Origin of the sequence: Kribbella jiaozuonensis, from assembly GCF_005233875.1 — a bacterium.
In the GTDB taxonomy this organism is placed as follows: domain Bacteria; phylum Actinomycetota; class Actinomycetes; order Propionibacteriales; family Kribbellaceae; genus Kribbella; species Kribbella jiaozuonensis.
The window spans coordinates 523,957-533,367 of sequence record NZ_SZPZ01000005.1 but is presented as its reverse complement, the minus strand read 5'-3'; the positions used below and the strand labels follow the sequence as shown (position 1 = coordinate 533,367).

At 68.5% G+C, this 9,411-nt stretch carries 12 protein-coding genes; 5 read left to right on the top strand and 7 right to left on the bottom strand.

The features are described 5' to 3' along the window. Positions 1-46 precede the first annotated feature (46 nt). Positions 47-751, top strand: coding sequence for a DUF1707 SHOCT-like domain-containing protein (locus FDA38_RS34705; RefSeq protein WP_137258397.1), 705 nt, complete (start codon positions 47-49; stop codon positions 749-751). A gap of 34 nt (positions 752-785) precedes the next feature. On the opposite strand, the gene FDA38_RS34700 is transcribed toward FDA38_RS34705, so the two are convergent. Then, entirely contained in the window at positions 786-1,166 is a 381-nt protein-coding gene (locus tag FDA38_RS34700; protein ID WP_137258396.1) for a hypothetical protein, read from the bottom strand. Then, positions 1,166-1,630 carry a hypothetical protein gene (locus tag FDA38_RS34695; RefSeq protein WP_137258395.1) on the bottom strand — a complete coding sequence of 155 codons (465 nt, stop codon included), beginning with the start codon at positions 1,628-1,630 and terminating at the stop codon, positions 1,166-1,168. Before FDA38_RS34695 ends, FDA38_RS34700 begins: the two co-directional genes overlap by 1 nt. Positions 1,631-1,741: 111 nt before the next feature. Here FDA38_RS34695 and FDA38_RS34690 point away from each other — a divergent pair, with 111 nt between their 5' ends. After that, entirely contained in the window at positions 1,742-2,551 is an 810-nt protein-coding gene (locus FDA38_RS34690; protein ID WP_137258394.1) for a hypothetical protein, read from the top strand. Here the strand turns inward: FDA38_RS34690 and FDA38_RS34685 are convergent. Together FDA38_RS34685 and FDA38_RS34680 are read right to left on the bottom strand one after the other, a co-directional pair. Beyond that, positions 2,493-3,281: an ABC transporter ATP-binding protein gene (locus tag FDA38_RS34685; RefSeq protein ID WP_137258393.1), complete on the bottom strand. Its 789-nt coding sequence runs from the start codon at positions 3,279-3,281 to the stop codon at positions 2,493-2,495. The two genes, FDA38_RS34690 and FDA38_RS34685, sit on opposite strands and share 59 nt — an antisense overlap. Then, positions 3,269-4,597: a 2-isopropylmalate synthase gene (locus FDA38_RS34680; protein WP_233715105.1), complete on the bottom strand. Its 1,329-nt coding sequence runs from the start codon at positions 4,595-4,597 to the stop codon at positions 3,269-3,271. The genes FDA38_RS34685 and FDA38_RS34680 overlap by 13 nt, the downstream gene beginning before the upstream one ends. A gap of 184 nt (positions 4,598-4,781) precedes the next feature. On the opposite strand from FDA38_RS34680, the gene FDA38_RS34675 reads away from it, so the two are divergent. Beyond that, positions 4,782-5,450 carry a FadR/GntR family transcriptional regulator gene (locus FDA38_RS34675; RefSeq protein WP_137258392.1) on the top strand — a complete coding sequence of 223 codons (669 nt, stop codon included), beginning with the start codon at positions 4,782-4,784 and terminating at the stop codon, positions 5,448-5,450. On the opposite strand, the gene FDA38_RS34670 is transcribed toward FDA38_RS34675, so the two are convergent. From FDA38_RS34670 to glpX, 3 genes are read right to left on the bottom strand one after another with little or no spacing between them, the layout of a single operon-like run. Then, positions 5,447-5,917 carry a hypothetical protein gene (locus FDA38_RS34670; protein ID WP_137258391.1) on the bottom strand — a complete coding sequence of 157 codons (471 nt, stop codon included), beginning with the start codon at positions 5,915-5,917 and terminating at the stop codon, positions 5,447-5,449. The two genes, FDA38_RS34675 and FDA38_RS34670, sit on opposite strands and share 4 nt — an antisense overlap. Before the next feature lies 1 nt (position 5,918). Further along, positions 5,919-6,869: a carbohydrate kinase family protein gene (locus FDA38_RS34665; RefSeq protein ID WP_137258390.1), complete on the bottom strand. Its 951-nt coding sequence runs from the start codon at positions 6,867-6,869 to the stop codon at positions 5,919-5,921. Continuing rightward, positions 6,866-7,900 carry a class II fructose-bisphosphatase gene (glpX, locus tag FDA38_RS34660; protein ID WP_137258389.1) on the bottom strand — a complete coding sequence of 345 codons (1,035 nt, stop codon included), beginning with the start codon at positions 7,898-7,900 and terminating at the stop codon, positions 6,866-6,868. Before glpX ends, FDA38_RS34665 begins: the two co-directional genes overlap by 4 nt. A gap of 69 nt (positions 7,901-7,969) precedes the next feature. Between glpX and FDA38_RS34655 the strand changes: the two genes are divergently transcribed. Both FDA38_RS34655 and FDA38_RS34650 read left to right on the top strand, forming a co-directional pair. Then, a complete protein-coding gene (locus tag FDA38_RS34655) occupies positions 7,970-8,584 on the top strand; it encodes a DUF4245 domain-containing protein (RefSeq protein WP_137258388.1) in 615 nt (204 codons plus the stop codon). A gap of 165 nt (positions 8,585-8,749) precedes the next feature. Next, on the top strand, positions 8,750-9,406 hold the full coding sequence (locus tag FDA38_RS34650) for a nucleotidyltransferase family protein (protein WP_137258387.1): 657 nt from the start codon (positions 8,750-8,752) through the stop codon (positions 9,404-9,406). The last annotated feature ends 5 nt before the right edge of the window (positions 9,407-9,411 follow it).

Below are 9,411 nucleotides of genomic sequence, written 5' to 3'. Positions count from 1 at the left end.
GGAGAAACGGGCGGCGGCGCGCCTGCTGCGCGCGTATGGTTTTGCCGTGGCTCAGGATGACGTTCCTCAGGAGAACCGACCGCAGGATGCCGTGCCCTCGCAGGCGGCGACCGGTGATGAACTGGCGTTGCGGCGGCGGGTGTCCGACGCCGAGCGGGAGCAGGTGGCCGACGTACTGCGTGAGGCCGCGGGCGAAGGACGCTTGTCGTACGGCGAGTTGGAGGAACGGCTCGAGACGCTGTTCGGCTCCAAGACGTACGGCGAACTCGTCGAGCTGACCGCCGACCTGCCGAACGGTCCCCGCGCTCCGGGTACGGCGGGAGTCCCGTCGGTCACCCCGCAGTACAGCGGCGCGATGGTCGAGACCGGCCCGGTGATCAACGTGTTCATGTCCGAGACGAAGCGGATGGGCAACTGGCTCGTCCCGCAGCGGCAAGAGGTGAACGCGGTCCTCGGCGATGTCACGCTGGACTACACCGAGGCGCAGATCCCGTACGACGACATCCAGGTCGACGTGAAGTCGATCCTCGCCGACGTGAAGATCCGCGTCCCCGCGAACGCGATCGTCCTGCTCGACAGCAACCCGATCCTCGGCTCCGTCTCCGAACAGGAAGCCGGCCTCAAAGCCGTCCCCGACCCGAACGCGCAGCCGACGGCCCCCAAACGCTTCCACATCCGCGGCACCGCCATCCTCGGCGAAATCAAAATCAAACGAGGCCCCCGCCTGAGCAAGCGCCTCGGCCTCACCTGATCCACCCCGCACAGTCGAGCTCGGGCGACTCCGCCTAGCTGCTGTGCGACGTCGGCGTACGCCGCTGGTCGGCGAGTACCGTCCCCAGCCAGCCGCGGAACTCCGGAAGGTCGCGTACGTTCCGCTGCGACAGCCGGAGGATCCCGTCGAGATCCACCACGGCCGGCCGCTGCGTGACGAGCTGGTACACCGGGGGGCCGATCAGAACGGCGTATGCCGCCACGACGAAGAGGACATCGACGTCAGGCGGCGGCGCACCGGCCAACAACGGGCCCAGCACCACCAGCACGGCCACCGCTAACAGCGGCAGGAGCGCTTGGAGCGCCGAACGCCGCCGCAACGGAAACACAACTCGCCCGGTACGACGCAGCTCCTCATCCCAAACCTCCGCCGAGACGTCCCCCACGTCCCGCATCAGTCGAGATGCCCTTCCTGCGAAAGCTGCCGCTGCTCGGCCAGTACGTCGTTGAGCCACACACGGAACGACTCCAAGTCGTTCACATGGTGCTGGCTGAGAACGAGGTCCTTCGCCCGCACGTCCCTCGGAAGCACCCGGAGTCGCCGTACCAGGCTCGGTCCCGACACGGCCCCGATCGAGCTGATCTCGCTCCACGCGACGAAGTGCCAACGCCCGCGGTGGATACCCCGGCGGTCGACGACCACCCTCGGTCGCTGCATGACCAGCTGCCACACGACCACGCCGGCGGCACCGACATACAACACCATGATCAGATAACCGACGTACCGCCACCCGCCGTCGTCGAGCATCTCCGGAAGCCCGAGCCCCAGGTAGGCCGTTGTACCCAGCAACGGCACGACCGGCACCCACCCGAACGCCCACCGGCGCAGCGGAAACTCCACCCGCCCGTTCCGATGCATCTCAACCACCCAAGCCTCAGGCAGCCGCTCACCCATCACCGCCACACCGGCCCCCAGTCTCCCGACTCCACCCCCCGGAGCAGAGTCACTGTAATGCACCACACTTGTTGGATGGGGCGGGTCAGGGCGGTGCTCAGCTGGGGGTTTGTGCGCGGTCCGGCTGCGGCGTACGCGTTCTTGGATACGGGGTCGGCGCTCGCCTCGTTTGCCTCAGTTGCTGCGATCGTCCTGTTCGCGGCGATCGGTGCCGGAATCGGTGCGCTGGTGGGGCTCGCGACGCCGAGCTCCGTCGGCGACGCGGCCGGAGTTGGGGCGCTGCTCGGCGGCGGTGTACTGGTGGCTTGGCTGTTGCTGAGCCTGGTTGTGGTGGCAGTGCTCTGGGTCCGGGGTGTCAGCCCGATCGAGACCGCTACCGGCGAGAAGCCGACAGGTCGGCACGCCGCGCCCTCGGCTGGATGGCGAGGGCGCGGTGAACCTCTCGTTCCGGTGAGCCTGGTGCTGTTCTGCTTGCTGATGACGCTGGCGTTCGGAGGCGAGTGGGTACATGCCCGGAAGCTGTCGCGACCGCTGGACGGTCCGACCGCGACGACCACCGGGACGGTCGCCACCGTGCACGAGCCTCCCTGGTGGGACAACGGCTCGGGCTCGGCCGACATCCGGTATGCCGTCGCCGGCACGGACTACGTCATCGAAACCGGCCGCGACCCCGGCGAGCACTTCCTCGCGCTCGATGAGGTCGTTCCGGTCGAGTACGTCGTCGGCGGGCCCGCAACTGCCCGCTGCGTGTGGACCGTCGAGTCGGCCCGGTCCGACGCCGCCTTCTGGTTCTGGCTCGCCGCGGGCTGTGCCGGGTTGGGTTTGCTCAGCTTGAGCGGGTTCCTCGTTGGGCGGTGGCGGTCCAGCGGCCGGCGTGGCGGTTGATCGCGATCGGATGGGCGAAGGTCTGTGTGACGAGGTCGGTGGTCAGCGTTTCCTCGGCAAGACCTGCAGCCAGGACTTGTCCGTCCCGAAGGAGCGCCGCGTGGGTGGTGCAGGTGGGGAGTTCTTCCAGGTGGTGGGTGACTAGGACCCAGGCCAGGTGGGGGTGGGCGGTGTGGATGTGGTCGAGGGTTTCGAGGAGTTGTTCTCGGGCGGCTACGTCGAGGCCGGTGGAGGGCTCGTCGAGGAGTAGGAGCTTGGGGTCGGAGATGAGGGCTCGGGCGATGAGGGATCGGCCGCGTTCGCCTTGGGAGAGGGTGGTCCAGGGGGAGTGGGCCAGGTCGCTGATGCCCAGTAGGTCGATCAGTTCCAGGGCGCGGGTTTTCTGCGAGGGTGTTGGTTCCCAGCGGGGCATGCGTTCGATGGTGCCGGTCAGGCCGGTGAGGACTACGTCGACGATGGAGAGCGGTGAGCGCAGCGGATGGCGCGGATTGACGTGGCCGATGGACTCGCGGAGGGTGCGGATGTCGACCGTGCCCAGGCGCTTGCCGAGGATCTCGACCGTGCCGCGGGTGGGGTGCGTGACGGCGCCGCAGAGGCCGAGCAGTGTGCTCTTGCCGGCGCCGTTCGGTCCGAGCAGAGCCCACCGCTCGCCTTCGCCGACGGTCAGCGTGACCCCGGACAGCAGCAGTTTGCCGTCCCGGACGAAGTCGACATCTTTCAGTTCGAGCACCCGTAAACCTCCTCGTACAACGCCTTCAGCTCCTCCGCGCTCGCCTCGCGCCCGGTCTCGTCCGTACGCCGCTGCACATGCTGCGCGAACTCCCGCTCCTGTGCAGCAGACAGCCGTACGCCGTACACAGACTCCAGCACGTGCGCGATCCCACCCTTACCTGACTGGCTGTTGACCCGGACCACCGCCTCGTACCCGCGCCCGACATCAGCCGGATCGATCGGCAGATACGGCACGTCCCAGAAGCCGTCGTCCTGTACGGCGAACCCCTTGCGGATCGCGTCCTGATGCGTGCCGGAGAAGGCCGTGTAGACGAGCTCCCCGACGTACGGGTGCCGTGGATGGATCGGCATCCGGGTGCAATGCTCCACCACTGAACGGATCCGGTCGATGTCCGAGAAATCGACCATCGGATCCACGCCCTGCGCGTGCAGATTCAGCGCGAGCGTCGCGATGTCCACATTTCCGGTGCGTTCGCCGTTCCCGAAGATGCAGCCCTCGACCCGCTGCGCCCCCGCGAGTACGGCGAGTTCCGCGCAGGCGATCCCGGTGCCGCGGTCGTTGTGCGGATGCACCGACAGGATGACGCCGTCGCGTCGAGGCAGGTTCTGGTGCATGTACTCGATCTGGTCGGCGTACACGTTCGGCGTCGCAACCTCGACCGTCGCCGGCAGGTTCATGATCACCGGCCGCTCCGGCGTCGCGTCCCACTGCTTCGTGAGGTGATCCGCGAGCTCGAGCACGTAATCCGGCTCGGTCAGGTTGTACACCTCGGGCGAGAACTGGAACCGCACCGAGTCCCCGGCCAACCGCAGGATCTCCTCTGACCCGGCGTAGATCATCGACGCCAGTTCGTCCCGCGAACGACGCAGTACGACATCTCGCCACGTCGGCGCGGTCGCGGCGTACATGTGGATCACCACGTCGCCACGCATCCCGGCAACGGACTCGACCGTCCGCGCGATCAGGTCGGTCCGGGCCGGCGTGAACACGACGATCGTGACGTCGGACGGCACCAGGTCCGACTCGGCGAGCAAACGAACAAAGTCGAAGTCGGTCTGGGACGCGGACGGATACCCGACCTCGATCTCTTTGTAGCCGATGGCAACCATCAGCTCGAAGAAGGCTTGTTTACGCGCGGGATCCATCGGCTCGGCCAGCGCCTGGTTGCCGTCGCGGAGATCGACCGGCACCCAGAGCGGCGCAGTGGTGATCCGGCGGTCCGGCCAGGTGCGGTCGACCGGCGCGACCGGGACCTTGGCGAAGATGTCGCGGTACCGATGGCTCGGCATGGGGGAGGGCTGCTGGCGGTTCATGGGATGTGGTCCTTCCGGAGCGCTGGGAGGACCGGCAGGCGACTGCACTCCACGAAGGGAGCGCCGGTCGAATCAGCTCCCGCCGTGGCGGCCAAGAAGGAGGAGACCCGGAAGCTTGCGCATACCGAGCACGCTATCAACTCCTCAGACAAGCTGACAACCTGAGGAGTCGTAGAATAGCTAGATGATTCGACGTCACCCACTGGCCGAGCAGGCTGCCGAGGAGCTTCTGCAGCGGATCGGGAGCGGGGAATGGACGGTCGGCGCCAAGCTTCCGGGCGAGACCACGCTGGCCGCGCAGCTCGGCGTCGGCCGGTCGACGATCCGCGAGGCCGTCCGCGAGCTCGCCGGCCGCCGCGTGCTCGAGAGCCGGCAGGGCGCGGGCGTGTTCGTGATCGCGCTACAGGCCGCCGAGGATTGGGACAAGGTCCTGCGCAAGGCCGACATCACCGACGTGCTCGAGGGCCGGCTCGCGATCGAGACCGAAGGCGCCCGGCTGGCCGCGTCGCGTCGTACGCCGGAAGACCTGAAGAACTTCCGCTACACGTTGACGGATCGCAAGCGGGCGGCGTTGAGCGCGCCGGACGACTGGTACATCGAGGCCGACATGGCGTTCCATCGCGCGGTCGTGGTCGCCGCGCACAACGCCGTACTCACGGAGCTCTTCGACTCGTTCGCCCCGCGGATCCGGCGCGCCATGATCGACATGCTGAAGCTCGACGACCAACACCGCCACCGGAACGACCAGGCCGCCCACGCGGCGATCGCCGAAGCCATCCGTCTCCAGGACCCCGACCTCGCCGCCGCCCGCTCCCGAGCACACCTCAGCAAGGTCCGCAGCAGCCTCGCCTAACCGCGGTGCTGATCCAGCAAAGACCGCAGCCAGGGCGTCAGAGCGTCCAGATCCTCGACGTTGTCCTGCGGGATCGAGATCGGCCGCGTACGGCGGTCCGCCGGGTTCACCTGCACCGTACGGGCGAGCGGCAGACCGGTCGGCCCGTCGATGCTGGTGATCCCGGACCACGGCAGGTTGCGGCCGCGAGTGATGCCCTCGGCGTCGACCGTGATCACCGGCCGGTTCGTGATCAGCTGCCACGCGGTCAACGTCGTACCGTAAACGAACGCGGCCAACGCCGTCAGCCGCAGTACGCCGAGCGCTCCGGACACACCGTCAGCCCGCAGATGGTCGATGTTCGTCCACGCCGACAGCACCATCAGCAGCGCGAACCCGGCCAGCCGTACCGCCAGCCGACCACGGCGCGGCAGGAACACCACGCTGCCCTTGGACTCCAGCTCGGACGTCCACGTCTCCGCCGACATATCAGGCGCCCCACCGCGCAGCGTGCTCAGCCGCGGTCGGCGGGTCCGCGCCGTGTCGCGTGCAGGTGATCGCAGCCGCCTTCACCGCGTAGTCGACGACGTCGTGCAGCTCCGAGGAGGTCAGCCCGGCCAGCCGCCGCTCACCGAGCAGGTCGCGCTCGAGCAGACCGGTGATGAGCGCCGCCATCAGCGAGTCGCCCGCTCCGACGGTGTCGACCACCTCGATCGCCGGCGCCTTCACCTCGACCCGCACATCGCGGCCGACGCCGATCGCGCCCTCGCCGCCGCGCGTGATCACCACGCACTGCGTCCGCTCCTCGCCCAGCAGCTCCGTGGCGATGTCGTCGAGTGACACCCCGGGCCGGAAGAACGCACAGTCCTCGTCGCTGAGCTTGACCAGGTCGGACAGCGCGGCGAGCTGACGTACGGCAGCCCACGCGACCACCGGGTCCGGGGTAATCGCCGGCCGCGCATTCGGGTCAAGCGTCACCGTGACGGGTTGATCGACCACCGACTCCAGGAATCTGTGGATCGCCGTCGCACCCGGCTCCAGCATCGTCGCAATCGACCCGGTGTGGATCGCCGGGCAACCGCGCCGCAGCGACAACGCCGGCGGATCCCAGGTCATGTCGAACTGGTACGACGCGACGCCGTCGGCATCCAGCGTCGCCGTCGCGGTGCTGGTCCGGAACCCCGGATCGACCGTCCCAGGAGCGAGCTGAACCCCGTTCCCGAACAGGTGCGCGCCGAGCAGGTCGCCGTACTGATCGGTGCCGAACCGCGCCACCAACTCGGTCGGCACGCCCATCCTGGCCAGGCCGACGGCAACGTTCGCCGCGAACCCACCCGGGATCGCCTTACCCTTCCCGTTCCCGTTGCGGGTGGTGGCTTTGGCCGCGGTACCGACGATGTCGACAAGAGCCTCGCCGATGACGAGGACGGGTGCGCTCATCGGGCGTGCTCGAAGTCGATGGCGGAGTACGCGCGCAGCTTGGACAACTGATGCTCGCTCTCGATGCTGCGGATCGTCCCGCTGCGCGATCGCATCACCAGGGAGTGGGTTCGCGCGGTCGACCGCCCGTACCGCACGCCGCGGAGCAGCTCGCCGTCAGTGATCCCGGTAGCGACGAAGAAGCAGTCGTCACCGCTGACCAGATCGTCGGTGTCGAGCACGCGGTCCAGGTCATGGCCCGCGTCGAGCGCCTTCTGCCGCTCCTCGTCGTCGCGCGGCCAGAGCTTGCCCTGGATCTTCCCGCCGAGGCATTTCATCGCGCAGGCGGCGATGATGCCCTCCGGCGTACCGCCGATACCGAGCAACATGTCCAGACCGGTGTCCGGCCGCGCTGCCTCGACCGCGCCGGCCACATCACCGTCGGAGATGAACTTGATCCGCGCACCGGTCGCCCGGATCTGCGTGGCCAGCTCGTCGTGCCGCGGCCGGTCCAGCAGTACGACGGTGACGTCGTCGACCGTCGAACCCTTCGCCTTCGCGACCCGGCGGATGTTCTCGGCGACCGGGAGCCGGATGTCGACCACCTCGGCCGCCTCCGGGCCGACGACGAGCTTCTCCATGTAGAAGACCGCGGACGGGTCGTACATCGAGTTCCGCGCCGAGACCGCCATCACCGCGATGCCGTTGTTCATGCCCTTCGCGACCAGCGTCGTACCGTCGACCGGATCGACGGCGACGTCGCATTCGGGCCCGTCACCGCCGCCGACGTGCTCGCCGTTGAAGAGCATCGGGGCGTTGTCCTTCTCGCCCTCGCCGATCACCACCACGCCGTTCATCCCGACCGTGCCGATCAGCGTGCGCATCGCGTTCACCGCCGCGCCGTCGGCGCCGTTCTTGTCGCCGCGGCCGACCCAGCGCCCCGCCGCCATCGCCGCGGCCTCGGTGACCCGGACCAGTTCGAGGGCGAGGTTCCGGTCAGGCGCATGCGCGTCGACCTCCAGGTGGGCCGGTGGCGTGGTCGGGTCGCTCATGCCAACGGATCGTAGCCAACGAGCCTGGCCGCTGTTCGGGCGGATTGCGCCTCGCGAGACACTGTGCGTATGAGTTCGACAGGTCAGGGTGCGTCCAACGAGGCTGCGGCGCGGGAGCGGGCGCAGGTCCAGGCGGAGGCGAACGAGTACCGCCAGGCGTACCGACGGGACAAAGCGAAGTCGCAGACCGTCGGGAACATGGTGGCCGCGCTGGTCATCTGCCTGGTGGTGGTCGCGTTCCTGATCCTGGTCACCTGGCGGTCGAAGCCGGCCGAAACGCCCAAGGCGGTCGAGTACACCGCGCAGCTGGAGGACGCCCGGGCGGCCGCGCCCTGGGTCCGCGGCCCGGAGCCGATGCCGGCCGGCTGGACCGCGACCAGCGAGGAATTCCGCAAGCCCGAGCAGGAGCCGATGACCTGGCACCTCGGCGTCGTCACCACCGAGAAGAAATACGTCGGGCTCGAGCAGTCCAATGTCACCGGCGGCAAATTCCAGGCCGAGAAACTCGGCCGCACCTCCGACGACGGTACGACGACGCTGGCCGGCGTCACCTGGCAGCGCAAGGTTCTGCTCGACCGCAAGGGCGAGAACGCGTTGGTCCTGGTCGGTAGCGGAGTCACCACGATCGTTACCGGAAATGCGGGTTATCCCGCACTTGAAGCGTTTGCTTCCGTCTTACGCTGACCAATTTCCGGGCATTTCCGACCACTTTCCGGACGGTCGTTGACACCTGCCCACGGCAGAGGGTTCGATCGAAGCTCGGCTTCTGACGCTCGGGGACTAGCGAGAGGGCCCGAGCAGCCATGCCCACCATGCTCACGCCGTCCCGGGCGGGGAGTTGATCCGGCGATGTTCGTGACCGGCCTCTTGCTGGGCGCAAACAGCTCACCGCATCTCGGCGCTCCCTGGCAATTGTTGGCGTACCAGGGCGGCACTCTGTTCGGTTCGTCGCTGGAGTCCGCGCGGGAGTGCGGGTTCGACCAGTTGGTCGTGACGCTCGGCAGTGCGTCCGAGCAGATCCACGACCGGGTCGACCTGGACGGCGTCCGCGTGGTCGAGTCGCCGCACTCCGACACCGACAGTTCGTCGATCGTGCCGGCGCTCGACGCGGTCGATCGGCGCGCGGACGGCATCGTCGTACTGCTCGGCGATCAGCCGGGGATCACCTCGGCGGCCGTGTGGTCTCTGGTCGCCGAGGCGGCGACACCGATCGGCGTCACCCGGTACGACGACGGCGAGAGCTACCCCTGCTGGTTCGGGCGGGAGCTGTTCGGCGAGCTCCGGGCCCTGCGCAGCGACTCCGACCTGTGGAACCCGATCCACAACGGCGCCCACCCGGTCACAAAGGTCGATGCCATCGGCAACATTCCGCCCCGGGCGACGACGTGGGCGTCGTACCACGGGATGCTGTCCGGCTCGACGACCGCCGCCGAGGAGCTGCCGCTCGACACGCATCCGATCCCGGTGGCCACCCACCCGCGCCGCCGACGCCACGCCTCCAGCTGACCCTC

Bases quoted from the DNA above. Each gene is read 5' to 3' on its own strand.
- FDA38_RS34700 (WP_137258396.1), bottom strand. From the start codon at position 1,166: ATGCGGGACGTGGGGGACGTCTCGGCGGAGGTTTGGGATGAGGAGCTG.
- FDA38_RS34695 (WP_137258395.1), bottom strand. From the start codon at position 1,630: ATGCATCGGAACGGGCGGGTGGAGTTTCCGCTGCGCCGGTGGGCGTTC.
- FDA38_RS34690 (WP_137258394.1), top strand. From the start codon at position 1,742: ATGGGGCGGGTCAGGGCGGTGCTCAGCTGGGGGTTTGTGCGCGGTCCG.
- FDA38_RS34680 (WP_233715105.1), bottom strand. From the start codon at position 4,597: ATGAACCGCCAGCAGCCCTCCCCCATGCCGAGCCATCGGTACCGCGAC.
- FDA38_RS34675 (WP_137258392.1), top strand. From the start codon at position 4,782: ATGATTCGACGTCACCCACTGGCCGAGCAGGCTGCCGAGGAGCTTCTG.
- FDA38_RS34670 (WP_137258391.1), bottom strand. From the start codon at position 5,917: ATGTCGGCGGAGACGTGGACGTCCGAGCTGGAGTCCAAGGGCAGCGTG.
- FDA38_RS34665 (WP_137258390.1), bottom strand. From the start codon at position 6,869: ATGAGCGCACCCGTCCTCGTCATCGGCGAGGCTCTTGTCGACATCGTC.
- glpX (WP_137258389.1), bottom strand. From the start codon at position 7,900: ATGAGCGACCCGACCACGCCACCGGCCCACCTGGAGGTCGACGCGCAT.
- FDA38_RS34655 (WP_137258388.1), top strand. From the start codon at position 7,970: ATGAGTTCGACAGGTCAGGGTGCGTCCAACGAGGCTGCGGCGCGGGAG.
- FDA38_RS34650 (WP_137258387.1), top strand. From the start codon at position 8,750: ATGTTCGTGACCGGCCTCTTGCTGGGCGCAAACAGCTCACCGCATCTC.